A 24,430-nucleotide genomic window follows, 5' to 3' on the forward strand; every position below is an offset into this window, starting at 1 on the left:
CTCGTTCTTTCGAAGTTATTAAGATGGCGTTTGGCTAGCTAGTCAAATGCCTGCCGTGCCTTGCTAAGTAAGAAACATTTGCTATAGCTAAAAGCCTCTCACTTCATCAACCGAGGCAACGGAATGTCAGTCGCAAAGAAAATGAGCGTGGGACAACTGACAATGTTGACAGCCGTCAACATGTTGGGATCCGGCATCGTATTGTTGCCTACCAAGCTTGCGGAAGTTGGCGGTATTTCCATCCTCTCCTGGCTGATCACGGCCACCGGCTCGCTGGCGCTGGCCTATGCCTTCGCCCGCTGCGGCATGCTCAGTCGCAAGACCGGCGGCATGGGCGGTTATGCCGAATACACCTTCGGCAAATCCGGCAACTACATCACCAACTACACCTATGGCCTGTCGCTATTGATTGCCAACGTGGCGATCAGTATTACGGCGGTGGGTTATATCCAGACGTTATTCGATATAAAACTGGGCTCCCTGCAAGTAGGCCTGGCGACCATCGCATTGTTGTGGATTACCACCTTCGCCAACTTCGGCGGGGCGAGCATCACCGGCAAGATCGGCGCCGTGACCGTCTGGGGGGTTATTGCCCCGGTGGTACTGGTGTCGACGGTTGGCTGGTTCTGGTTCGACAGCAGCATCTATTCAGCCGGCTGGAACCCGCACGACAAGACCTGGTACGAGGCGGCCGGTGCTTCGGTGGCGATTACCCTGTGGGCGTTTCTGGGCCTGGAATCGGCGTGTGCCAACGGCGATGCGGTTGAAAACCCCGAGAAGAACGTGCCCATCGCCGTGCTTGGCGGCACCCTTGGCGCGGCGGTGATCTACATCGTGTCGACCAACGTCATCGCCGGCATCGTCGACAACGCCGAACTGGTGTCCTCTACCGCGCCATTTGGCCTGGTGTTCGCCAAGATGTTCACGCCAATGATCGGCGACATCGTCATGGGGTTGATGGTGCTGGCCTGCATCGGCTCGCTGCTGGGTTGGCAGTTCACCGTCGCACAGGTGTTCAAGAGCTCGGCCGACACCGGTTACTTTCTGCCGATCTTCGCCAAGGCCAACAAGCATGGCGTACCGATCATCAGCATGCTGATCCTGCTGGCGATACAGACCGCCATGGCGTTGTTGACCATCAGCCCTGACCTGGCCAAACAGTTCGACACGCTGGTGAATCTGGCGGTGGTGACCAATCTGGTGCCGTACATCCTGTCGATGGCCACGCTGATGACCCTGCAAAAGGTTTCGAACGTTCCGGCCAACAAGGCACTCATTACCAACATCGTGGCTTACATCGCCGCCGCCTACAGCTATCTGGCCCTGTACAGCTCAGGGGAACAGGCGCTGATGCTCGGCGGTGTGGCGACCATCTTCGGCTACACCCTGTACGGCTTCGTCAATACCCGCTTGATCAGACTGGAGGCGCTGAACAACAGCGTGCCGACCCAGACCGTCGCGGCGCAGCACATCATCGGGCAACCCATCCCGGTGAATAACCTGGCACTCAATGACAAGACCACGGCCACACTGGAGATTCAATCATGACGGAATACAGACACCTGCTCGGCATGCTGGCGTTACTGGTCAGCAAGCAGCCCGACAAACGCAGCGTGTTCGGCCGGGCTCTGATCCAACTGATCGCTGATGTGGAAGAGCGCTCCATCAGCGTCTTGACCTCCGAAAGCCTGAGTGACGCCAAATCGATTCTGAGCACCGATCCGGCGGTCCAGTGCGTGTTGCTGAGCTGGGAAATGGACGACAGCCCGGACCATCAAGAATGCATCGATCTGCTCACCGCACTGCGCGAGCGCAACACCCGTGTGCCGGTGTTTCTGATCAGCGACCGCAGCACCGCGTCGAACGTGCCGCTGATTGTCATGCAGCACGCCGATGACTTCATCTGGCTGCCGGAAGACACCAGCCGGTTCTTGAGCGGGCGGATCATGGCCGCCATCGAGCGCTACCGTCAGGCGGTGTTGCCACCGATGTTCGGCGCGTTGCTAAAGTTCGCCCGCAGCTACGAATACTCCTGGCATACCCCGGGGCACGCGGGCGGTACAGCGTTTCTGAAAAGCACGGCGGGCCGGGCGTTCTATGAATTCTTCGGGGAAAACCTGCTGCGCTCCGACCTGTCGATTTCCGTCGGCGAACTGGGCTCGTTGCTCGATCACAGCGGGCCGATTGGCCAGGGCGAGCGCTACGCCGCCAAGGTGTTCGGCGCCCATCGTACCTATTACGTGACCAACGGCTCGTCGATGTCCAACCGGGTCATTCTCATGGCCAGCGTTACCCGCGACCAGATCGCCCTGTGTGACCGCAACTGCCATAAGTCCGCCGAACATGCGATGACCCTGTCCGGCGCGATTCCGACCTACCTGGTGCCGACCCGCAACCGCTTCGGCATCATTGGCCCGATCCTGCCGCAGACGCTGAGCGCCGAGGGCGTCAAAGCCGCCATCGCCAACAATCCGCTGGTCAAGAGTCATATCGATCCGACGCCGGTTCACGCCATTGTCACCAACTCCACTTACGACGGCCTGACCTACAACGTCACGCGGGTCGAGGAGCTGCTGGGGCAGAGCGTCGACCGCCTGCATTTCGACGAAGCCTGGTATGGCTACGCGCGCTTCAACCCGCTGTACAAGGATCGCTTCGCGATGCATGGCAGCCCGGACGATCACGATGCATCGCGCCCGACCGTGTTCGCCACGCAGTCGACCCACAAGCTGTTGGCCGCGCTGTCCCAGGCCTCGATGATCCACGTGCGCAACGGGCGCAACCCGATTCCGCACGGGCGCTTCAACGAGTCGTACATGATGCATGCCTCGACCTCGCCCAACTACGCGATCATGGCCTCCTGCGATGTCAGCTCGGCGATGATGGAAGCGCCCAGCGGGCACATCCTGACCAACGAATCCATCGAAGAGGCCATTGCGTTCCGGCAGGTCATCTCGCGCATGCAGAGCGACATGCTGAGCAACGACGACTGGTTTTTCTCCTGCTGGCAGCCGCCGTCGGTACAGGTCGGCGCCACGGCGATCCCGTTCCACGAAGTCGATCCGGGCAGGCTCAAGGTCGATCCCAACTGCTGGGTCCTGCACCCCAACGAAGTCTGGCACGGCTTTGGCGACATCGAAGACGGCTACTGCATGCTCGACCCGATCAAGGTGTCGATCCTCAGCCCCGGCATGGGCGACGACGGCAACCTGCTCGACTTCGGGATTCCTGCCTGCGTGCTCAGTGCGTATCTGGGGCGCCAGGGCATCGTGGTCGAGAAAACCACCGATTTCACCATCCTGTTCCTGTTCTCCATCGGCATCACCAAAGGCAAATGGGGCACGCTGGTCAATGCGCTGCTCGACTTCAAGCGTGACTACGACACTAACCTGGAACTGGAGCTGTGCCTGCCCGATCTGCTGACGGCCAACCAGCAGCGCTATGCGGGCATGGGCCTGAAGGATCTGGCCGAGGAAATCTTCGCGGCGATGAAGCAAACCAAGACCACGGCGGCCATGTCCCAGGCATTCGGCACGTTGCCCAAGGCTGAATTCAGCCCGGTGGAGGCGTACGAGAAACTGGTCAGGAACGAGGTCGAGCAGGTGACGCTGGAGGAGGCGGCCGGACGCATCGCGGCAACCGGCATCGTGCCGTATCCGCCGGGCATTCCACTGCTGATGCCGGGGGAAAACGCCGGTCCGTCCGATGGACCGCTGTTGGCTTATCTCAAGGCATTGGAGAGCTTCGACAAATCGTTCCCGGGGTTCACCCATGACACCCATGGCATCGAGAGCGAGGCAGGGGTGTATCGGATGTTGGTATTGAAATGATGTGCAGGCCGTCTGGCGTCTGATGGCTAGAGGCCGGAATCGTTTTTGATTCTGGCCGAAGGCCGTAGGAGTCCAGCTTGCTGACGATCTGCCGGCTACCGGCAGCAAAACCCTGCCACTCAAACCTTCTGGCAGATCGTCAGCAAGTTGGGCTTAAACAGCCTTTGGCCTGAATCAAAAGCAGGGCGGCGCTGAGGATCTAGTTACTCTGAATCTTCTGCAGCGCCTGCTGCGTCAACGAAACACATTCCCTTGCGCCATCTTCGTTGTGCCGCGCCAGTGCCGATTCGGCGCGGTGGACGGTGGTGTCGACGTCGCTTTTCACCGCATCGCTGAGGTCGGGTTTGGCGACTTTGGCGTCGCGCACTTTGCTCAGGTTCATCTGGCACAGGCTGTTGTCGTCGTTGGCATTGGCCGTGAAGGGCAGGGCGAATGCAGTCAGGAGCAGACCGGTGAGCAGGGCGTGTTTCATGGTGTTTTCCGCAGAAAGGTAGGTAAGTGGCTCGTGATATGTCCGAACCTGCTGTATGAGACAGCGGATTCGGGATTTCTGCCAGCGCTGGAGCATGTTTTAGCGTCGAATATCCCTCGCGCTTTTCCCGCAGAACGGCGGGCGGCTGCGCTACCATGGCGCGGCAATCCTGGAACCAGCAGCCGAGCCGTACCGAATGGATATTGACCTCGCCCGTACTTTCCTCGAAATCGTTCGCCATGGCAGCCTGATGGCCGCTGCGCACACCTTGCACGTCACCCAGACCGCCATCACCGCTCGGGTGCAGAAGCTCGAAAGCCACCTCAACTGCACGCTGTTCGTCCGCAATCGCAGCGGCGCCCGGCTGACCAGCGATGGTGAAGCCTTCGTGGTGTTTGCCAACCAGTTGGTGCAGACCTGGGACGCTGCGCGCCGGGAGTTACCGCTGCCCGACGGCTATCACCATGTCCTGCGTGTCGGCGCCGAGATGAGCCTGTGCAATCCGTTGATGCTCAGTTGGGTGCGTGAGATCAGAACCACATTCCCCGACTACGCGCTGCATTCGGAGGTCAGGGATGGCGAGGTGCTGATGAAAGACGTCGAGCGTGGCGTGCTGGATGCAGCGCTGGTTTATCAACCTGCGTATTGGCCGGGGCTGCAGGTTGAGGAGTTGCTGGAGGAGAAGCTGATTCTGATACGGGTGGTCGACAAGCCCGAGCCCTACGTCTACATCGACTGGGGGCCTGCCTTTCGTCAGGCACACGATGCCGCCATGCCGGAAAAGTCCACGGCGGCGCTGGCCTTCAACCTCGGCCCGCTCGCCTTGCAGTACATCCTCGACAATGGCGGCTCCGGCTACTTTCGCACTCGGGTGGTTCAGTCCTACCTGGACCGCGGAATCGTCGAGCGTGTGCCGTTGGCGCCGGAGTTCAGCTATCCGACGTATCTGGTGTATGCGCGGGACAATCGCTCGTCGACGTTGCAGAGGGCAATCGAGTTGCTGCGTGAGATCGCCAGAGAAAACGGCGACTGGTCCCAGCGCTGGGATCCGCTGATTTAACGACCTGTAGCAGCGCTATGGCGCACGGCGTCGTCGATGCCGGGATCTCACCCGCCACTGGCAAACGCCGCTCTACCCGGCCGGGCTTCTCCGGCGCCTTGTCAGTCGACCAGACTGATAATGCCGATCACCTTGCGCTCGGCGTCGAGCACCGGCAGGTATTTGCTGCCATGCCCGGCCAGCATTTTCATCGCGTCTGCCACAGAGTGCTCGAGCGACAGGCTTTGGGTACTGCGCGAGATGATCTGGCCCATGTCGATGTCGGTCCTGTTGCGATGCTGGGCGTTGGCTTCGGTCTTGTGCAGGATCGTTTGCAGATCCTCCCGCGACACATCGACAAACGCGCTCACGTCATCCAGCGCCTTGTCCAGATCCTGACTGTTGAAACCGCTGGGCTGGGGCGTTACAGCCTGGGTGGCGGACGATGTTTTTGCGTGGGGGCGTGGATAGCGCACCAGCGTCAGGTTGTTGTAGATCAACGCCGTGACCAGCAGACATGCCGCGTTGAGCATCACTGGAAACAGCACCTGCAACCCGAGCGCCGAAAGCTCCTGCCTGGAGGTGATGATGCTGATCGCCACCGCGGCGCCGGGTGGATGCAGGCAGCGGCATACGCACATGAGCAGGATCGCTGAACACACCGCCACACTTGCGGCGCTGACGGTATTGCCGAACAGGTGGATGCACAGCAACGCCACGAGTGTGGAGATCAGGTAGCTGCCGATGATCGACCACGGTTGGGCCAGTGCGCCGGTCGAGACCGCGAACAGCAGCACCGCCGAAGCACCCACTGGGCCGAGCAGATGCAGGGTGACGTCGATGCCGAACAGCTGGCGGCTCAGCAACGCACTGATGAAAATACCCAGGCAGGCACCCAGGGCCGCGCGGGACCATTCGGCAGGATGAGTATTGAGGGAGTGGGGGATAAAACTGCGCAAAAGCGTTTTCAAACGAGACATTTCCGGGCTGAAAAAAGGAGCTTGGTCCTGAAGACTAAGCTCCCGCACAAGGGGCATGTGCCAGGTGTTTCATGGGCAGAGCGACAGTGGCAAGCCGTTGCGGCGGCTTACCGGTCGCTTCAGAGCACGCCGATTCTGGTGACAAAGCCGCCCGCAGGCAAATTCGAAATAATGCAGTTTCAACTCAATAATGTTGAATCATGGATCGCGCCGAGGAAGGCTCGGGTCAGTGGCCCGGATTTACAGGCTCAGCGATTGGGCCGACTGCCGGGCACGTTTGGCTGGACGTGCCTGTTCTACTTCCAGCAGATGCATGGCCAGCACATCGGTCAGAAACCGAAACTGATCGTTGAAGCCGATCACTTCATTGCTGAAGTGGTTTTCCGCCGAGGGCATCATGAACGCATCGAAGCGAGTGTCTTCGACCAGGCTGTGACGGTCTTTGCGAGTGACGACATGTTGTGAGTAATAGTTATTGCCAAACTTGGGGAAACTCACGTGCAAGGTGACGTCTCGGGTCATGTCGAGTGCTCCGCATCTGACTGGAATTCGAAAGGTAAAGGTGCTGATAAGTGTCAGCTACTTGAGCCTTAGTTGGCTCGTGCCATAACACGATGGTCTTGTTCGTCGGCGGTGACAGGCACCGAACTCAGATCGAAAAGTTTGAGGGCGACGACGTAGCTGGTGAAAGCCGTCAGCGTCAAGCAAGTCAGAAGATGAATAACCATTTTTCCTGCCCTCGGGTCGTGTTTGGGTGTGAGGTGATGGTACGCCCATGAGTTTTGAGCGGAAGGCATTCGAGGGAATGTTGGATATCGACAGGAATGATGGTTGGGGCCGGAACTTGCGATGCAAGCAGTTGATGCCGAGAGCCGTTTGCCGGCCCCCGGGTCAGGAAGGTGCTCAGGCGCGAAGGGTTTCGCCATAGCGATAGGTCGCAAGGCAGGCCAGCAGCAGGCCGCTGATCGCCACCAGGCCGCCCACCAGGCCGATGTTGGCGATGCCCAGCTGGCTGATGACCATGCTGCCGAGCAGTGCGCCGCCGCCGATGCCAATGTTGTAGATGCCCGAGTGCAGCGACATGGCAACGTCGGTGGCGTCCGGCGCCATGGCCAGCACCTTGGCCTGCATCACCAAGCCGAAACACATGATCGCCATGCCCCAGACCACGCTGAGCGTGCCGATCCAGGAAGCCTTGCCGGACAGCGGCAGCAACAGAATCAGGCAGGCGGCCAGCGCGCCGATAGCGGTGATCAGCAAACCACGGGGATACCGATTGTTGTAACGGCTGAACACCACCGAGCCGAGGATGCCAGCGCCGCCGAACAGCAACAGCACAATGGTGGTCATCTCGCCGCTCATCTTCGCCACCACCTCGGCGAATGGCTCGATGTAGCTGTAGGCGGTGAACTGGGCAGTGATGACCAGCGCCGTCAGTACGTACAAGGAGACCAGCGCCGGGCGCTTGAACAGGATCGGCAAGCTGCGCAGCGAACCGGAATTCTGGCTGGGCAGCAACGGCAGTGACTTGATCAGCACCAGCACGGTCAGCCCTGACGCGATGGCAATGGCCAGGAAGGTGGTGCGCCAGCCCAAAGCCTCACCCAGCACGCGACCCAGCGGAATGCCCAGCACCATGGCCAGCGAAGTCCCGGTGGCCAGAAGGCCCAGCGCCTGCACCTGCTTGCCGGCCGGCGCCACGCGCACGGCCAGCGATGCGGTGATCGACCAGAACACGGCGTGGGCCAGTGCGATGCCGACACGGCTGACCAGCAACATGCTGAAGCTCGACGCCATGCTCGACATCACGTGGCTGGCAATGAACAGGATGAACACGAACGTCAGCAACTTGCGGCGCTCGATGTTGCGCGTCATCAGCATCATCGGCAACGACGTCAGCGATACGATCCACGCATAGACCGTCAACATCAGGCCGACTTGCGCGGTCGTCATGTCGAAGCTGTGGCCGATGGCGCTCAGCAGTCCGACCGGCACGAATTCGGTGGTGTTGAAGATAAAGGCCGCCAGGGCCAGCGCGATTACGCTGAGCCAACTTCCAGTGCGAGCATCGGTGCTGTTCATTGATTGACGCGTCAGCCTCAAGGGGAGCGGAATGCAGGGTTTGCCGAGCTCGCATACAAAGCGCCGACAAGCAGAAACGCCGCACCAGGCTCAAAGCCGGGGCGGTGCATGCAGTCAGCAAAATATTATGAGTATGGGAGGGTACGACCAGATGAGGCGGATTCTACGCAGTTGTTAACGTTGTCACAAGCGGCCGGCGGTGCGTCAAAATGGCTCACGAGGTGCAGCCCGGACGGTGGATTCAGGTCCGGGAAAATTCAGCTCATTGCAGTTTGAATAACCGGATTCACCGACGCTTGAGTTTGACACCATTGCCGGTAATGTCCGGTTTGGTCCGGGTGCCGATCAGGTCCTGATGGACTCCGGCACTATTCAAGGAGCAGTGAATCAGGGCGACGGCCTCAACACCTTTCGCATCAGTGCCGGCACCGTCGCCGGCGCTGTGAGGCAGGGCCCGGGTATCGACAATTTCCAGATGACCGGCGGCACGATCCAGTCACTGGCGCAGGGCGATAGTCATGATGTGTTCAGCATGAGCGGCGGCACCATCGTGGGAGCATTCGAAGACGGCGACGTGGCAACCATGACGGGCGGCACCATCGGCCGAGTCGACATGAAGCTCGATAACAATATCTTCGACATTTCAGGCGGGCGGATCATCGGCAATCTGGTGACCGGCTTCGGCCGCGATACGGTCATCGTCTCCGGCGGCAGCATCGGTGGCAACATCAGCGTCAGCGGTGGTGACGACAGCGTCACGGTGACCGGCGGGGTGATTTCCGGAGAGATACGCACCAGCTTCGGCAACGACACATTCACTTGGGACGGCGGCGGCGAAATTCATTCGCAAGTGCTCATGGGCGACGGTGACGACATCGCCAGCATCAGTCACCTCACCGAAGCCACCCTTGAAAAAACGCCGCGGCTCGATGGCGGCCTGGGCAATGACCAGCTGACCTTCGCCAACACCACCTCCGGCGGCGCCGGGCGATACCTGGGCTGGGAAACCGTCAACCTTACCGAGCAATCGCGGTTCGACCTGAACGGTGATTTCTTTGTGGGCGACAGCGGTAGCGGGACCGGTGCTTTCAACATCGACAACAGCAGCACGCTGGCGGTGACCCAGGGATCGATACGTCCCTATACGGCGGGTCAGCTGGCCACGCTGAACAACGCCGGGACCATCGATCTGACCGCAGGCGGACCGGTCGCTGGCGACACACTCAGCGTCTATGGCAACTATGTGGGCAGTGGCGGCCGCTTGCTGCTGCAGACCGTCCTGGGCGATGACACCTCGGCCAGCGACAAACTGGTGGTGTCGCAGGGCGCGATCAGTGGCAACACCCAGCTGGGCGTCAGCAATCTCGGCGGTGTGGGTGGCTTGACCCGCAACAACGGTATCGAAGTGGTCCAGGCGCTCAATGGCGCGACCAGCACTGCCAACGCCTTCGCGCTCAAGGGTTCGCTTTCGGCGGGTGCCTATCAGTACTACCTGTTCAAGGGCGGAGTCACGGCGGGTACGGAGAACAACTGGTACTTGCGCTCCTCGGTGGTCGCGACCAATGCGCCGGCGTCTGCGCCTCTGGCAGTGCCGCCACAGATTCCACCGCCTACCCAGCCGCTAGCGGTGACAGCGCCGACCGTCGGCGCCGACGAACCTGCGGTCGAGCCGCCCACTGCTGTCCCGGTCGCGCCCGCCACACCGACGCCTGCCACACCGGCAGTCGATGTCGCTGCCACTTCGCCAACGCCGGCAGCGACGACCCCGGCGTTGCCGCAAGCAGTGGCCGGGGCTGATCCGATTGCGTTGTATCGACTCGAGGTGCCGGTCTATTCGGTCATCGTCCCAGCGGCACAACTGATGACGCTCAACGCCTTGGGCACCTTTCACGAGCGTCAGGGCGAGCAGAGTCTGTTGACCGAAACGGGCGTTGTCCCTGCAGGATGGGCGCGCATCTACGGCAGTGATCTGCGCAAAAGCTGGTCCGGCACGGCTTCGCCACGCATGGATGGCTCCAATGAGGGCTACCAGATCGGCCACGACCTATACGCGGCGACGGGCGAGTCCGGGCAGAGTCAGCGCTTTGGCTTCTTTGTTGGGCAGAGCCGGCTGCGCGGCGATGTCGATGGTTTCGCCGAGGGGTTCGAGCATCGCCTGGCGGCGAAGTTATCAGCCAACGTCAGCCTGTATCTGGCGGCTGATTACACCACCAATCTGGACAGCGAGGCGCTGGAAGGGGCGAGCGCAACCGCCGGCGTCAGAGTCAGTTGGTAGCTGGGAGACCGGCATTCGCGTCGCCCGGCGCGGGCTGATGCTTATTGCGCTTCGGCGACGGTGGCGGGTAATGCCTGCGCGACAAAGGGCAGCGGTTGCGGCCCGGTGAGAATCAGGCGAAAGGTTTCCACCAGCGGCCGCAGGTTGACCCGGTGCCAGGCCGCCCACAACGGCATGGTGAAGGTCAGCCACGGCAGTTCTCTGAAGACCACGCCGGGGTGAGCAGCCTGATTGAGGCTCTTTTGCGTCATGGCGATGCCCAGTCCGGCAGCCACCAGGCCGAGTGCGGTGTAGGGTTCGGCTGCCTCCAGGCGGATCTGCGGGGTGAAGCCCGCTCGAATGCAGGCCGCGACGAAATCATCGTGGTGGTTCTGGCCCTGACTGGATTTCACACCAATCCAGTCAAGCTCCTGCAGATCGACAGGCGAAAGCCGTTCGACGCCGGTCAGCGGATGATTGGCTGGCAGCGCCAGAAGCATCGGATCCTCCAAAAGCTGACAGTGAGCCAGGTCCGGGTCATCGTCACCGGGCGGCTCGCTGACCAACGCCACATCCAGGCTGCGCTGACGCAAACCCTCCAGCTGATCGGTAGAACTCAGGTTATACAGCGCGACATGCACGCCGGGACGAATCTCCCGCACGGCGCTCAACGCCGTCGGCAGCACGTTGGCGTGCATGGCGTTTTCGATATAGCCGATACACAACCCGCCTTCTTCACCACGGCCCAAGCGCTTGCCAAGGGACTCCAGTCGATTGGCGTGAGTCAGCAGGGCCTTCGCCTCGGTCAGAAACGTACGGCCGTCCGTGGTCAGGCGAATGCGCTGTTGACTGCGCTCGAACAGATTCAAGCCAAGGCGCTCCTCCAGCTGGGCGATCTGCCGGCTGAGGGGCGACTGCGAGATATGCAGGCGCTCCGCCGCACGGCCAACGTGCTCCTCTTCGGCCACGACGACAAAATAACGGAGCTGACGCAAATCGATCATGTGCTGCTCTCAGGGTCTCAAGTGTGTCCCATTGTGTCTTGGACGGTCTCGGCTTGGCAATCTAGGATCGGCTCAACGGTCACAGCAGTGACCACCACGATCTGGAGATTGAACCATGAGCTTGAAAGACAAATTGCCCGGCGTATTGGGTTTGGGCACCGCCCCACTGGGCAACATGTTCCGCAATATTCCTGAGGACGAAGCACTGGCCACCGTCGATGCCGCCTGGGCAGCCGGCGTTCGCTATTTCGACACCGCGCCTTTCTACGGCGCTGGCCTCTCGGAAATCCGCTTGGGCAACGCGCTCGATAAATACAAGCGCGATGACTACGTCTTGAGCACCAAGGTCGGTCGCGTAATTCTCGACGAGGTCGACGACAGCGCCCGCGATCTGGGCGAAAAAAGCGGCGTCTTCGAACACGGTCTGCGCAACAAAATCGTCAACGACTACAGCGCCGACGCCACCCTGCGCTCCATCGAAGACAGCCTCAAGCGCCTGAAAACCGATCGGCTGGACCTCGTCTGGATTCACGACATCGCCCAGGACTTTTACGGCGATCAATGGCTGCAATACTTCGAACAAGCCCGCACCGGCGCCTTCAAAGTGCTGACGCGCCTGCGCGATGAGGGGGTGATCAAGGCCTGGGGCCTGGGTGTGAACCGCGTCGAACCCATCGAACTGACCCTGGACCTCAGCGAAGCCCAGCCCGACGGCTTCCTGCTGGCCGGCCGCTACTCGTTGCTCGACCACGAACGCGCCCTGCAACGCCTGATGGCCTCGGCCAAGGCCCACAACACCGACATCGTAGTCGGCGGCCCCTACAGCTCCGGTATCCTCGCCGGCGGCGCGCACTTCGAGTACCAGAAAGCCAGCCCGCACATCATCGCCAAGGTCGAACACATCAAGCGCATCGCCCAGGCCCACGGCGTCGACATCAAAGCCGCAGCCCTGCAATTCGCCCTGGCCAACCCGGCGGTCGCTGCGGTAATCCCAGGGGCAAGTCGCCCGGAGCGGATTGCCGAGGATGTCGCGGCGTTGCAGGCGGTTATTCCGGTAGGGTTTTGGGATGCGTTGCGGGAGGAGGGGTTGATTGCGGTGAATGCGCCAGTGCCGGGTTAAGATTCTGCAGGCATTAAAAAAAGACGTCTGTGGACGTCTTTTTTGTTGGTGACTGCATACGCGCCGTTTCGACGCGGCGTCATAACGGAATATAGCGGGAGGACGGATGTACCCTGACGACTTCAATTATGTTGGCTATCTCAAGTTCAGAGTCCAGACCGGAGATATCGATTTTTCGGCCCTTGTCGAAGCGCTCAGCGAGCAAGGCTACCTCACCGAAATCGAATTTCCTGAGCGCGCGGGGATGTCCTCCAGCCACATGGAACGGCTTACTCAGGAGGAGTTCGACGAGCTTTTCGCCTTCTTCTACCCCGACCGCGTGAGCTCGATCAGTCTGGAATGCATCGCCACCAACGAAGGCGTGACCCATCCGACTGGCGCTTACTCGTACGCGCTGATCAACAGGGCCGTGCTCTCTCATCAAGAGGGTATCGACATTCTGGAGCGCGAGAACTACGCGAGCGAATTCACCGAATTCGACCTCGTGCAGGCCAAAGAAGACTTGCTCGAATTCATCAAGGTTTCAATCGGAAGACTGTCCGAGCAGCGCGTCCAAGATGAGCTAAAGCGGCATCAAGACCACTTGCTGGTCATCGAAACCAGGCTCAAATCGCTTGGGCTTTTACCGTTGAGCGAGGAAGAACAGACGTGGCAAACGCTCGATAATCAATTCCCCTTTGCCCGCAGCAAGGAAATAGTCGAGTTGGATGGCCTACGCTACGTCAGGGCTTTTACACCTGCAGAAAAGGACGAAAACGGGAACGTCACCCGGTGGGCAAAGCACTGGCACAGGTTGGGGCCCGAGTGAGGTTGAGTGGTGCCGAGCGCTTTCTACGTGAGGGAAAATCGCAGCATTGTGCAGAGCTTCTTTTGGGCCAGCTCAGGTTCGGGGGCAGGGCGACGGCTTGGTCTCGAAGGCAATCTCCGATGTGGTGACGCCGTGAGGGGTGGGGTGGCGGAGGGTCCCTGATTCACCTCTTGGGTAATCCTTTTGAGTGGATTCCAGCCACAAAAAAAGACGCCTGTGGACGTCTTTAGATGTGTATTTGGTGGCTGGGGTAAGTTGAAAAGATACGGCATGTATATGATTTTAAAAGATAATGCGGATGTTATTTTTCTTATGGAATATCAATTGGAATGCCACTGATTTGAAGTTTCACCGTTCCGAAATTTTCAAAGGCGCTAGTTGCTTGCCTCTGCTCCCTCGCAGCGTCGCCGCCTAATTGGATCAACCTCCGAACTCTAGCATCAAACACGATGATGGCTGCGAGTTGAACTGCGCCACCATAGTGCTGATGCGAATCATGTGGAACGTCTGTTTGCCCGTCTCTCAAGACCGCCTGTTGCGACGGATCAGGCTTATGCGATGACCGGGGCATGCCTGACTGTCAGTCAGGTGCAGCCTATCCATCGGCTGCGGCACCATTATCGGCATCGCTATGGCGAGTGAGCATTCGGTGCTTGTCACGCCGATTGTCACGAGGGGGAACGCCGCAAAGCCCCATGCGAGCGGGGCTGCAGCAGTGTGATATGCGCCCGTCTCTTTAGGGGGCAAAGAGACGGGCAACAGGTCGGCGCAAGAAATGGCCAAGCGGATAAGTTGCTGCAGAGCAGCCAGGAGAAGGCCTGAGTTGCTGCAGTGGGCAAAGTTGAGAAGTAGGCATCCATCACATCGCTGTGACTGTGCGAGCCGTCGGACGCTAATCGCACTTGGGGTGAACCACCACGATGTGGCGTAGCCTCAAAGTTTCTGGCTACCTGGGTGCTGTCGAGGACAGCGCTTTGAAACTACGTTCTAGCGCTTGGTGTGGCTGGGTCAAGCGCGGGCCACCGGTGGATAGCGCCAATTCCTGGTGTTGGACCAGGTTGGAAGTGGGTGGCATCGAGTAGCCGAATGGCCGTTCGTCGCCTTTGTGGAGTGAGCCCCTGACCATGGGAATGCAGAGCCTTCCCATGCTCAGGGGCTTGGCCGGTAAAGCTGAGAGGGAGGCGGACGCATTAGTCACATGGTCACTATCGAGCATTAGCGCCCAAAGATAGTGGCTTTTAGCCCTGTTACGTGTTGAAACCTTTTTGCACTTTGGCGACGATAGGAGTTTTCCTACAACGCTCGACGACAAAGGGCAGGGCTCGTGGCGATAAAAGCGGTTCCGAAGGAACGAATAGACAAAGCCTTGCTGGAATTTGACAGTAAATACCGAAGTAAGCGTGAGTGGCAGAGCTGGGAAAATAACCAGGCCCACCGCTACGCGGTTCACTCCGGTGGTGAGTTGTATCCAGCAAAGAAAATCGTCTCCCTGGCTACCGGCATTGCCGTAGGTGAGTTTTCCGGTGGGCACCCGACCAACAGTTACCTAGAAAAGCGAGGCTTCACCATTGTGGAGTTACCGCGGGCGGAGGGCGAGCTAGCGCTGCAGTTCACGTCGGGGGCAGTATACGACCGCAAAACTGAGATCAACGGGCCGTTCGGCGGAAGCCTGCAGAGCGGCATTGCAGCGTCCGCTGCCTACCCCGCGATTTTTTTGTTTACAGGCGATAGCGGTGAGCAATATGGGTATGCCGACCATTGGGAGGCGGGCGCTTATTTTTACACCGGCGAAGGGCAGCGCGGGCCAATGACCTTGACCCGCGGCAACCGGGCCATTGCTGAGCATGCCGAGGATGGCCGCGCGCTGTATTTGTTTAAGTCTCTCGGTAAAGGGAATGGCTACGCCTACGTGGGCGAGTTTTCATGCGCCGACATGTTTACGCGAACCCAGCCGGATGTTGAGGGACGGGAGCGTGCGGCGCTTGTTTTTCGGTTAGTGCCTGTGAGTATTCCTAGTGGGATCATTGAGGCTGAAGTAGAGGACGAGGCGGACCTTCCCGGCTCTCTGGCTGCCGCTCGGTTGGCTGCGCTGGCTGCATGTAAGCCCGGTGGCGATGAGGTAGGCCAATCCGCGCCGCGTAAGCTTTACCAGCGAAGCCGAAAGGTCGCCCACTATGTGCTGATGCGCGCCCAGGGGGCGTGCGAAAGCTGTGAGAAACCGGCGCCATTTGTGAAAAAGGACGGCACGCCCTACTTAGAGCCACATCATGTAAATCGGCTCTCGGATGGGGGATTAGATCACCCGCGTTATGTGGGGGCTGTGTGCCCGAGTTGCCATCGGGAGATTCATTCTGGGGTACACGGAGCGTTGGTGAATGCGCGGCTGAAGCAACGGTTGGAAGCAATTGAAGGCTGATTGAGTCGTTCTGCCAAGCGAATTTGGCGACAGTCGCCACTTCTGTCGCCGTGCAGCAGACCAGGCATTAAGCGGGTTGTGGCCGCTGTCGCCAAATCAACCATCACTCCATCTGAGGAGTCATTTTTGGTAACCGGCGGCGTCCGGTGAGCACTCACTGTATCGGCACGACGTTGTGGTCCCTGGTTTGATTGATCGCAGACGCCGATAGGTTGCCGGTGGCCGCTGTAGGGCTTGAGTGTCTCTAGCAGCGCGAGCGTCTGGTCGCTTAGGGAGATGGGGTGCGCACGGCGTTTTTTCATGCGCTCCTTTGGGATGGTCCAGATGCGTTTCTCAAAATCTATTTTCTGCCCAGGTCGTCCCAGCAGCCTCGGCAGGGCGGGTCATAGTGTGCAGTTGCCATTCGATCAGGCAGCGGGTGATGCGTTTGATGCTGGCGTTGGCAATCGCAGCATCAGGTCGGGTAGTTCTTCGGGAGGAGGTGCCGCCATGTTTTGTTTTTGCGGTTTCTTGAAGGCTGCCCGAATGCCACTGAGCGGGTTCGCAAAGATCAGCCCGCAGTTGACGCCGTAGGCCATGATTTCGTTGAGACGTTGGGATAGTCGCTTGACCGTCTCCAGGCTGCCTTTGGCCTCGATTGGGCGTAGGAGCTTGATGATCATGGGGGCGGTGATGTCTGCGAGGGGTGTGGCTTTGAGTCTGGGGAAAACATGCAGCGTGAGTGAGCGCCAGATGTCTTCGGCGTGGCCGTTGTGACGGAGTGTTTTTTCAGTTCGAACCAGGCGGTGGCCACCTTCTCGAAGGTGTGTTCGGTCTTCGCCAGCTTGGCTTGCCTGAGCTCATCGCGGTGAGCCTTGGGATCAATGCCTAGCACCAGTAGTTCACGTGCTTCCTGAGCTTTCTTTCTGGCGTTCGCCAACGAGAGAGTCGGGTAAGGGCCCAGCGCCATTAGTAGGCATGAGAGCTACCTCCGGCACCGTTTTGGTATCCCAAAAATAGCACCGGTGGGGCCGGGATACCAAATAGGATACTAAAACGGCTGAAACTCGAAGTACCTCTACGGAAGCCAATGGCCCTGAAACCCTTGTATTCACTGGATTTCAGGCACAAAAAAAGACGTCCGTGGACGTCTTTAGTTGATCAAGTGGTGGGCCGGGGTAATCTGAAACAAATCGGTATCTATCTGTTTTTGCTGGTTAATAATTGACTGGTTAACTTGCTTGGAATACCAATTGGAACGCTGCGTGGTCTGGATTCCGGTGGACGGTGCTTTTTCAGCTCCACCCCCTAAAACGAATCGGAGCCGAATCTATCAAGCAGATGGTCGCGCGGTTCATTGTTGCCCACGGGCTAGAGAATCGGCGGCGTGACCATTCATTTACCTCTGCTCAGTGGTACAGCCAAGGCTGCAGCTCATCCAGGTTGGCGACGACGATCTGCTGCGCTGCCGCCTTGGCATGCACTTTAGTTGGGTCGATCTGATAGCGCTGCAGCACGTATTGCACTAGTGAGCCGCGGGTTTCGATTGGCAATCGGCCATCCCGCATGCCGTAGTCGGCCTCGATGATAGCGCGTTGTTCCGGTTTCAGACGCGAGTCGGGTTCGATGATCACCTGCAGCAAGGTGGTCCAGCCCGGATCACTCTCGCGGCCGTGGTCTGTAGGATCATCCATCAGATCCGGTATGCCGCGGAATCGGCTCAGAACGAAGTCGCGATAATCCCGATTCTTCTCGCAATAGGCCCGCACGTGCCAGCGCATTCCGGTGTAAACCAAGGTGTGCGGGGCGATCAGGCGAGTTTCGCCACCGGGGCTGGTGAAGGACACATACTCGCACTCCAGGCGCAGACCATCCCGGCAGGCTTTTAGCAGCGGACGTAGTACTTCCGGCCGTACCGAGCGATCCGGCACTGCCAATACTTCTGTGTGTGCATAAGCAAGTGCCAGACCCTCGATGTGTGGGGCGCGCTCATGGTTCTGGTTCAGAAGGTGCAGATAGGCACTGGCGCTGTCGTCGATGAAAAGCGGTTGGAAGCGGCGGCTTGGGACGTACCCCTTCAAATGCTTGTCATATTCGAGGTTCTTTGACGCGTGTTCGTTGATGTAGGTGTTGATGTCCTTCGACGCTTGTTGACGGCTGATGCCGAAGCTCTGCATCAGGTGATTGGTGGTCAGGCGGCCCTCCCACCAGACGACTGTCTCGATCAGACGATAGCGCAGTGCTAGATCCCAACGTATGGACTCGATCGACTGCTTGCGTTTCATGGTCCCTCCATCTGTTCGAAAACTTTACCTGTACAGGTAAACACTCTAGATGAGTCGCAAAATATTACATATCGTGTTTGCCGAACTCAATCAAAAGCTTGCATAGTGCGGAGTGGCCGCGTGATCGCAGCAGCACGGGCGTTTGATCAGAATGGAACGGGAGGCCTAGCGGATGCATCCTCACGAAGAAGGGCATTTTTCAGTGAGCCTAGCCGTGATTTCTTGAATGCTTACAGCTCTACAAGGAAGTCCAATGTCATCTGTAATTTATCGCTACCTTGACAAGATTCAATCCAGGCAGCCCATCAATTTTGATGCACTGATTGCTAAGCTTTTGGCTGCTGGCGTTGCACGTGTAGATATCAGTCGAATATTTTTTTCCAAGAAGATTAGAAAAAATAGTTATCACGTCGAAGTGCTTCTTTCGGCTGAATTCGATGAACTCTTGATGAGGTTCAGGCCATCTGATGTTGGGGGGCGAGTCGGTGCTGCTATAGAGGGTAACAGTCATCGAATTGGTGTCTCCGAGTCGCTACTGATGTTTCGCTCTTTTCAATACCGGCATCCGGCTGTGGCGGTGACTGAGGCTGGGGCTTGGGTGCTGCCGCGAGTATTGGGCAAAGTGGGGGTTATTGTCGAGAATCTGGAAAACTTCCTTCGAGTCGATGAGACGCTGCCATTCATTGCTGAAATTTTGGCTGTTACTATTAGTGATATTGAATTGATTTCCGGTTCGGGCAACCAGGTGACTAACAGACTGAATGCAAAAATGTTAGGTCTGTTCGATAGACTGTATTGCTTGTTTGATGTGGACATTGGGGGGCTACGGATGTTCGCTTCCTTGACTATCTTGCTGCACGACAAGCCCCCCATATTCCTTGTGCCGCCTGACGTGAGAGAGCGCTTGGCTCAGTCAAAGTACGCGTTGACTGATCAGCAACGCCAAGAGGTGATTAAGTATCAGGGGTTATCACCTGAAACAGATCAATTGATCCAGTTTATGCGTGAGACTAGCAAAGTACTTGAGCAAGAAACCTACTTGGGTCAGTAGTATTTGGGGAGCGGCCATGAGCATTGAATCTATGTTTCACGAAATCTTTAAAATGAAGCAGATCGTTTTGATAAATAGCGGGGCATACTGCTATACGAAGGTTCGTATCGACCAACACACAGCCTTGCTCGGCGATAATAATAAGGGTAAGACTTCAATGCTCAATGTATTGAAGTTCTTTCTTTTGCCCGAGGAAAACCTCCACGATTGTGAGAGAAAGTTTGGATTCAAAAGCACAAAAGGCTATTACGGTCGAGATGCGACTTTTGGATTTTATTTTCCCGAGCGAAACTCCTTCATGGTTCTTGAAGCGGAAAACCCGCATGGTCCGTTTTGTATCATACTTAACGTGGGAACCAAGCAATACAGCTATGAGCGTACTGCTGTTCCAGTGCAATATTCGGAAATCGAGCACCTGTTCTGGAATCATGAATCTAGCCTCAATGGAGGGATGGGTGCACCAATTGAAGAGTTGTCGAGATTACAGATTGAACTTCCCCTGAAAAGGCTAGGCGCTGTTGTGATCAAGGATGTAGCTAATATCAAGGAGCGAATTTACAAGCACCAGCCGACACGCCCTGATGCCGGACGCTTTTGTCTGCTGCCGCTCAAGAGTGGGGGGGGGCAGGCTCGCGAGATTGATGCCTGGAAGCGCCTGATCCACCTGGCCTTTGACATTGCAGCCAAAGACAAACGTACTCTGCCGGACACCATCGCCACGATTATTGAAGGCAGAAAGGATCGTACTGAGGCTGAGCTGAACGTCAACCTCATCGAAATTCTGTCGCGCTATGAAACCCTGAGCTCGGTAAAAAATCGGCTCCAGATGATTCGTAACGGACAGCCGTACTGGGACCGTTTCAATCAAGGCTTCGCAGATTTTTATGCTCAAAGTTCGGATCTGATGAATTTATTGTGTGACGTTGAGCAGAGCATCAACGAGCAGGGCTCTGCCTACCTCGACGTTCGCATGCAGTGCTCTGCGAACTACAGTACGGTCAAAGAAGGTGCTGACCATCAGCGTGAGCAGGCAATTAGCAAAAATACCCAGCTCAAGGAGCTGAAAGGCGCAATCGGCGAGATTAGGAAGAACTACGACCGGATCAAGAAGGATTCCATCGACCTCTCAACGGCAATGCATGGCTACGCGTCTATGACCCCGGAAGAGATTGCTGCGGCACTGGCGGCGCAGGTCGAGGAGGATCGAGCCGACATCAAGGCTCTGAAGGACGATGGCGAGTTTCTCCGTGAGTTCGAGCAGTTAACGCGCGAGATCAACAAAGGCAGCCAGAAGGTCAAAGACCTTGAAATCCTTATTGAAGGTGCGAGGCCATCACTCCTGGATCTGGATCAGATCCCCAGCCGCACAGCGGACATCCTCTACTCGCTGAACCAGGAGGTCTTCACCGGCGAGTGCCCGCCATTGCTCGAGGGCAATATTGAGACGATCAGTGATTTCACCGCGCTGTTTAATGAGCTGGATGGCTCGCTCACGTTTCTGAGCAGTCCGACTCCAGTCCCGGTTACGCACTACGATGCTGGAAAGCTGCTACAGAGCCGTAAGGACGAATTGGCATCTGTTGGAAAGCGCCTTACCCAGCAAAAGCGCCGCGCCAATGATCTTGCCAATAAGACAAAAATGTCAGTCGAGCAGATCGAAGCCACTATTGCTGCTAAGCAGGCTCAGATCGAGAAGGATGAACGCAACATTGCTCTTCTGAAACGCCATGAGTTCATTGAACAGGAGTTCGTGCGGCTTGGGCAGGAGCACGGCGAGGGCACCGAGCAGTACGCAATTCTTGAGGCTCGTTGTCTTGAGCTCAACCAGCAGCTCGACGAGGCCAACCGTCTGGTTGATCAGGCCAGGACGGCATTAGAGGCCGCCAAGGAGCGTGAACAATCCATGCTCCGCTGGGGTAGGACAGTCAACGACATCCTGCATTCCCGTCTGGAGTACTTGAATACCGGTTACCAGCGTGCAGAGCGGCAGGAGATCGTGGTCACTCAGGATTTGATGGATACCATCGAAAGTCGCAGCCAAGCCACCAGCCGTAGTTTTAACCAGATCAAGTTGCTGGTATCCGATCTTTTGGATGTGGTGGCTCTTGACGATGATGCCGAGCATGCCCATCGCAGCGCCATCAGCCTAGAAACGCTAACCAATTTGCATGAGAAGTACCGGGTTCTTTACGGTCGTCTCGATATGGAGGAGAGCAACCATTTCAACCAAGTGGTTCAGCATAACGACGACACGATGATCCAGATTCAGTCGATCAGGCACGCGCGCACCCTGATCAGCACCTTTATCAAGGAGATCGAGAATCACCTGTCGTCAATCAAGGTATCCAACCTCACGGCTGTGGCTATCGACTGCAAGCTTCATCCCCAGTTTGATGAGTTGCTGAAGACCGTAGATTCGGTGAATCTGACCGGTGGTGAGCTACCACCACAAGTCCTCTACGACCGTCTGGGAAGTTTCTGCACTCAGTTCGTCGAGTCCGATCAGCGTCGCGATGCCACCCTAAACATGGCTCGCCTGATTGTCAGCGTCGATTACCGCGTCAAGCTTCACGGCAGTGACGACTTCACTGTAGAAGCGCAATCAACCGGCACTTCAGTGATGATTAACTGCCGCCTGCTGGCTTTCCTGCTCAAAGAGTTGCTGCAAGCTGACACCAAGGTCAGCTTGCCGCTGTTCATCGATGAGCTATCCAATCTTGATGATAAGAATCTGCGCTCTGCCCGCGACATTGCCGACGCGGATGGCTTCTGTGTGTTCGGGGCCACGCCTGGCCTGACCTCCGGTATCAGCAAAGTGCTGGGCAACTATATGAATCTCGACTACTTCAACGCAACTGACCAGTCCTACAGCCCGAACCGGACGATTCTTTACACCGGAGTAAGTGAGTCATTGATCGCCCTGGAGTGTCTTGAGGCTGTCGAGCCGGGTCTTGCTGCCGAAATGGAAGAGTAGAGGATCTGATGGTCGTCAAAACAGACGTTGCACTGATCAACATGATCCAGAACAAGGGGGTTTTCCTTGATCTGATTGACCACATGGATAAAGTTGGTGAAGGCGAGGAAGTACGCATTGTCATGTACCAGCAAAAGTTACGCGCCCTGCTGGACTCCGTAGCACCGTTACCTAATACGCGGGTTTTGCGTGAGTTGCCGGCCGAGCGGCGCAAACTAGAAAGTGCTCTTTGTGTTGAAAACCTTGAGCGTGTTGGGCTTGTCATTCAGGTAGACAGCGCTCGTGGCGTGATGGTTTTTGCCCCCTTCGTGATCGAGATGTTCCGTCACTTCGACGGAGCGCGTCTGCGTCATTTGAACAGTGCTGATTATGAGTTGATCCGGGCCTCGTTCAATCGACTATACGAAGTGTTTGTCACTCTGCCCTCCCTGAGCAATGAAGATATCGGTTTTCAGGAGCAGGTGAGCGTGCTGCGCAAGGAGATACGCGCTGCAACCGCCAAGATGAAGGAGTGTGTGGATGCGCTACAGGGCCGGCTCCAACGACTCGGTGAGATCGTCGATCGGATGCGCTTTGACGTAATTGATGAGGTGGCTAAGGCTCAGGAAGCCTTGGGGGAGATCAACAACATCTATCTACGCAACATCCTGCCTGCTTTGCAGTTTCTAGGGGAGCACACTGACCTGAAGGGGACTAAGCCTGCTCTTACAGCACTGACCTGCATCGGCGATCAACTGGCTCACTATGGTCACGACAATCTGGCCAGCTCGGTTTATTACTCCGTCGAGTCGATTCGCTCATACCGGCATGACATTTCGATCATCAGCGGTTCGTTGATGCGCTATGTCCAGCAGAGTGAGGCGCACCGTCGTGCCTATGACAAGATCGAACAGGCTTGGAATCGTCTCTATGGCAGCGTGCGTGATCTGCATGATGGGAGTTTGAAGGACAATATTTTGCCCAGCACGCACCCCGTCTTCGCCCATCTGAACACTTACTCCGGGCTGAAAATGCGAGTGTTCGAGGCAAAAGTTGAGTGGCCAGACGCTAATCAGCGCTTGGCGCTGGCAGAGCATCTGCGCGCAACGCTGCCCAACGTCAAGATCAGCACCGGGAAGATTCACCAGCTCAGCGGGCAGGCCAACGAGTCGGGCGAGCTCAAGCGTCGGCGCGATGCTCGCTTGTTGGCCATCGGTAATCTGGTCGAGGAGTGGGAGCCACGGCTTACCGATGACGCCCATGCCGCCATGCATGAACACCTGAAAGGCCGACTTAAAGGGTACGAGTTGACTGATCTTTTAATGTCGGTGGGCTGGCTGCGCAAGCGAGAAGGAATTCGCCTCGTCCCGCACTACCATATCGGCAACCTCGCAACTGACAGCGAGAGCCTGAGGTACTACAAGCTACAAGTGGAGACTGAACATGTTTGACCACGAACCTTCCCTGCCGATTGCACAGGCCAAAGTGATTAATCGAAAGCTGTCTGTAGAGCTCTATGGTCAGCTCATGTACGGAAAGATGATCAACCGCACCGTCTTAATTGATGGTGGCTTGAAGTCAAATCCGCACTTCGAGGAGGTACTGAATAATTTCGATCACTACCGCAGTCTGTACGATCTGATTGGTTACGAGCTGGTCATGCGTGATGGCTTTGCCTACATCCGCACCAGTGATGGCACTGATGTCAGGGATGATCTAGCACGCAACATCCAAGGCCTGCTACTGGTGCTGTTTCGGGGAGTATTGGAGTTGGGGTTTACAATGGACGTGTTGCTGAAAGACTCGGCGGGTCTGTCAAACATCCATATCGAGGAAATCGGTAAGGCGGAGGATAAGGTTGAGGTTCTGATAGCGTGTGGGATGAAAAGCGGTGTGTTGATGGAGCACATTAAGAAGCTCGAAACACGCGCCGTTGCTTACCGTAACGGGAAGGGGAATTTAGTCTTATCTGAATCAGGCGCTGCTTTTTTTGATGATCTCCTCGGTGAAGGCGATCTCGACGTTTAGGGGGGGCTGACCCTAGAGATGTACGTATGACAGGGAAATTGAGCGCAACTCAATCCTTGGGAATATAGCCATGCCTACATTGCTGACGCATCAGTGGGTGCCGACCTGACTTACTCAAGGCGAGTTGGG

Annotated in this window: 17 protein-coding genes and 1 pseudogene; 11 read left to right on the forward strand and 7 right to left on the reverse strand. The window is 57.4% G+C overall.

The annotated features are described in order from the left end of the window. Positions 1–123 precede the first annotated feature (123 nt). Entirely contained in the window at positions 124–1,548 is a 1,425-nt protein-coding gene (potE, locus tag ACI2KS_RS28680; protein ID WP_404624409.1) for a putrescine-ornithine antiporter, read from the forward strand. Further along, on the forward strand, positions 1,545–3,830 hold the full coding sequence (locus ACI2KS_RS28685; RefSeq protein WP_404624410.1) for an Orn/Lys/Arg decarboxylase N-terminal domain-containing protein: 2,286 nt from the start codon (positions 1,545–1,547) through the stop codon (positions 3,828–3,830). Before potE ends, ACI2KS_RS28685 begins: the two co-directional genes overlap by 4 nt. 199 nt (positions 3,831–4,029) lie before the next feature. Here the strand turns inward: ACI2KS_RS28685 and ACI2KS_RS28690 are convergent, their stop codons facing one another. After that, complete coding sequence (locus ACI2KS_RS28690) at positions 4,030–4,302, reverse strand: hypothetical protein (RefSeq protein ID WP_404624411.1); 273 nt, start codon at positions 4,300–4,302, stop codon at positions 4,030–4,032. 196 nt (positions 4,303–4,498) lie between these two features. Here ACI2KS_RS28690 and ACI2KS_RS28695 point away from each other — a divergent pair, with 196 nt between their 5' ends. Then, positions 4,499–5,362 (forward strand): LysR family transcriptional regulator, encoded by an 864-nt coding sequence (locus tag ACI2KS_RS28695; RefSeq protein WP_404624412.1) that lies wholly within the window; start codon positions 4,499–4,501, stop codon positions 5,360–5,362. Between the two features lie 101 nt (positions 5,363–5,463). On the opposite strand, the gene ACI2KS_RS28700 is transcribed toward ACI2KS_RS28695, so the two are convergent. From ACI2KS_RS28700 to ACI2KS_RS28710, 3 genes are all read right to left on the reverse strand, one after another. After that, on the reverse strand, positions 5,464–6,312 hold the full coding sequence (locus ACI2KS_RS28700; protein WP_404624413.1) for an HPP family protein: 849 nt from the start codon (positions 6,310–6,312) through the stop codon (positions 5,464–5,466). A 249-nt stretch (positions 6,313–6,561) separates the two neighbouring features. Next, a complete protein-coding gene (locus ACI2KS_RS28705) occupies positions 6,562–6,843 on the reverse strand; it encodes a hypothetical protein (RefSeq protein WP_404624414.1) in 282 nt (93 codons plus the stop codon). A gap of 381 nt (positions 6,844–7,224) precedes the next feature. Next, complete coding sequence (locus tag ACI2KS_RS28710; RefSeq protein ID WP_404624415.1) at positions 7,225–8,403, reverse strand: sugar transporter; 1,179 nt, start codon at positions 8,401–8,403, stop codon at positions 7,225–7,227. A 355-nt stretch (positions 8,404–8,758) separates the two neighbouring features. Between ACI2KS_RS28710 and ACI2KS_RS28715 the strand changes: the two genes are divergently transcribed. Next, entirely contained in the window at positions 8,759–10,678 is a 1,920-nt protein-coding gene (locus ACI2KS_RS28715) for an autotransporter outer membrane beta-barrel domain-containing protein (protein ID WP_404624416.1), read from the forward strand. Between the two features lie 41 nt (positions 10,679–10,719). On the opposite strand, the gene ACI2KS_RS28720 is transcribed toward ACI2KS_RS28715, so the two are convergent. Continuing rightward, complete coding sequence (locus tag ACI2KS_RS28720; RefSeq protein WP_404624417.1) at positions 10,720–11,661, reverse strand: LysR substrate-binding domain-containing protein; 942 nt, start codon at positions 11,659–11,661, stop codon at positions 10,720–10,722. A 115-nt stretch (positions 11,662–11,776) separates the two neighbouring features. On the opposite strand from ACI2KS_RS28720, the gene ACI2KS_RS28725 reads away from it, so the two are divergent. From ACI2KS_RS28725 to ACI2KS_RS28735, 3 genes are all read left to right on the forward strand, one after another. After that, positions 11,777–12,781, forward strand: a complete 1,005-nt coding sequence (locus ACI2KS_RS28725; protein WP_404624418.1) for an aldo/keto reductase — start codon at positions 11,777–11,779, stop codon at positions 12,779–12,781. Between the two features lie 106 nt (positions 12,782–12,887). Beyond that, on the forward strand, positions 12,888–13,589 hold the full coding sequence (locus ACI2KS_RS28730) for a hypothetical protein (RefSeq protein WP_404624419.1): 702 nt from the start codon (positions 12,888–12,890) through the stop codon (positions 13,587–13,589). A gap of 1,324 nt (positions 13,590–14,913) precedes the next feature. After that, positions 14,914–16,005 carry an HNH endonuclease gene (locus tag ACI2KS_RS28735; protein ID WP_404624420.1) on the forward strand — a complete coding sequence of 364 codons (1,092 nt, stop codon included), beginning with the start codon at positions 14,914–14,916 and terminating at the stop codon, positions 16,003–16,005. A 211-nt stretch (positions 16,006–16,216) separates the two neighbouring features. Here the strand turns inward: ACI2KS_RS28735 and ACI2KS_RS28740 are convergent. Further along, positions 16,217–16,954: pseudogene (locus ACI2KS_RS28740) on the reverse strand (tyrosine-type recombinase/integrase); the annotation flags it as partial. Positions 16,955–17,393: 439 nt separating this feature from the next. Next, positions 17,394–18,269 (reverse strand): helix-turn-helix transcriptional regulator, encoded by an 876-nt coding sequence (locus ACI2KS_RS28745; protein ID WP_404624421.1) that lies wholly within the window; start codon positions 18,267–18,269, stop codon positions 17,394–17,396. A 253-nt stretch (positions 18,270–18,522) separates the two neighbouring features. Between ACI2KS_RS28745 and ACI2KS_RS28750 the strand changes: the two genes are divergently transcribed. From ACI2KS_RS28750 to ACI2KS_RS28765, 4 genes are read left to right on the forward strand one after another with little or no spacing between them, the layout of a single operon-like run. Continuing rightward, positions 18,523–19,320: a hypothetical protein gene (locus ACI2KS_RS28750; protein WP_404624422.1), complete on the forward strand. Its 798-nt coding sequence runs from the start codon at positions 18,523–18,525 to the stop codon at positions 19,318–19,320. Between the two features lie 16 nt (positions 19,321–19,336). Beyond that, complete coding sequence (locus tag ACI2KS_RS28755; RefSeq protein ID WP_404624423.1) at positions 19,337–22,294, forward strand: hypothetical protein; 2,958 nt, start codon at positions 19,337–19,339, stop codon at positions 22,292–22,294. An 8-nt stretch (positions 22,295–22,302) separates the two neighbouring features. Beyond that, on the forward strand, positions 22,303–23,724 hold the full coding sequence (locus ACI2KS_RS28760) for a hypothetical protein (RefSeq protein WP_404624424.1): 1,422 nt from the start codon (positions 22,303–22,305) through the stop codon (positions 23,722–23,724). Continuing rightward, positions 23,717–24,301: a condensin complex protein MksE gene (locus tag ACI2KS_RS28765; protein WP_255881549.1), complete on the forward strand. Its 585-nt coding sequence runs from the start codon at positions 23,717–23,719 to the stop codon at positions 24,299–24,301. Before ACI2KS_RS28760 ends, ACI2KS_RS28765 begins: the two co-directional genes overlap by 8 nt. Positions 24,302–24,430: the final 129 nt, after the last annotated feature.

The sequence above is a fragment of the Pseudomonas sp. NPDC087358 genome, from assembly GCF_044900785.1.
In the GTDB taxonomy this organism is placed as follows: domain Bacteria; phylum Pseudomonadota; class Gammaproteobacteria; order Pseudomonadales; family Pseudomonadaceae; genus Aquipseudomonas.

Excerpts from the sequence above, each read along its gene's own strand:
- potE (WP_404624409.1), top strand. The coding sequence starts at position 124 with ATGTCAGTCGCAAAGAAAATGAGCGTGGGACAACTGACAATGTTGACA.
- ACI2KS_RS28685 (WP_404624410.1), top strand. The coding sequence starts at position 1,545 with ATGACGGAATACAGACACCTGCTCGGCATGCTGGCGTTACTGGTCAGC.
- ACI2KS_RS28690 (WP_404624411.1), bottom strand. The coding sequence starts at position 4,302 with ATGAAACACGCCCTGCTCACCGGTCTGCTCCTGACTGCATTCGCCCTG.
- ACI2KS_RS28695 (WP_404624412.1), top strand. The coding sequence starts at position 4,499 with ATGGATATTGACCTCGCCCGTACTTTCCTCGAAATCGTTCGCCATGGC.
- ACI2KS_RS28705 (WP_404624414.1), bottom strand. The coding sequence starts at position 6,843 with ATGACCCGAGACGTCACCTTGCACGTGAGTTTCCCCAAGTTTGGCAAT.
- ACI2KS_RS28710 (WP_404624415.1), bottom strand. The coding sequence starts at position 8,403 with ATGAACAGCACCGATGCTCGCACTGGAAGTTGGCTCAGCGTAATCGCG.
- ACI2KS_RS28715 (WP_404624416.1), top strand. The coding sequence starts at position 8,759 with ATGGACTCCGGCACTATTCAAGGAGCAGTGAATCAGGGCGACGGCCTC.
- ACI2KS_RS28720 (WP_404624417.1), bottom strand. The coding sequence starts at position 11,661 with ATGATCGATTTGCGTCAGCTCCGTTATTTTGTCGTCGTGGCCGAAGAG.
- ACI2KS_RS28725 (WP_404624418.1), top strand. The coding sequence starts at position 11,777 with ATGAGCTTGAAAGACAAATTGCCCGGCGTATTGGGTTTGGGCACCGCC.
- ACI2KS_RS28730 (WP_404624419.1), top strand. The coding sequence starts at position 12,888 with ATGTACCCTGACGACTTCAATTATGTTGGCTATCTCAAGTTCAGAGTC.
- ACI2KS_RS28745 (WP_404624421.1), bottom strand. The coding sequence starts at position 18,269 with ATGAAACGCAAGCAGTCGATCGAGTCCATACGTTGGGATCTAGCACTG.
- ACI2KS_RS28750 (WP_404624422.1), top strand. The coding sequence starts at position 18,523 with ATGTCATCTGTAATTTATCGCTACCTTGACAAGATTCAATCCAGGCAG.
- ACI2KS_RS28755 (WP_404624423.1), top strand. The coding sequence starts at position 19,337 with ATGAGCATTGAATCTATGTTTCACGAAATCTTTAAAATGAAGCAGATC.
- ACI2KS_RS28760 (WP_404624424.1), top strand. The coding sequence starts at position 22,303 with ATGGTCGTCAAAACAGACGTTGCACTGATCAACATGATCCAGAACAAG.
- ACI2KS_RS28765 (WP_255881549.1), top strand. The coding sequence starts at position 23,717 with ATGTTTGACCACGAACCTTCCCTGCCGATTGCACAGGCCAAAGTGATT.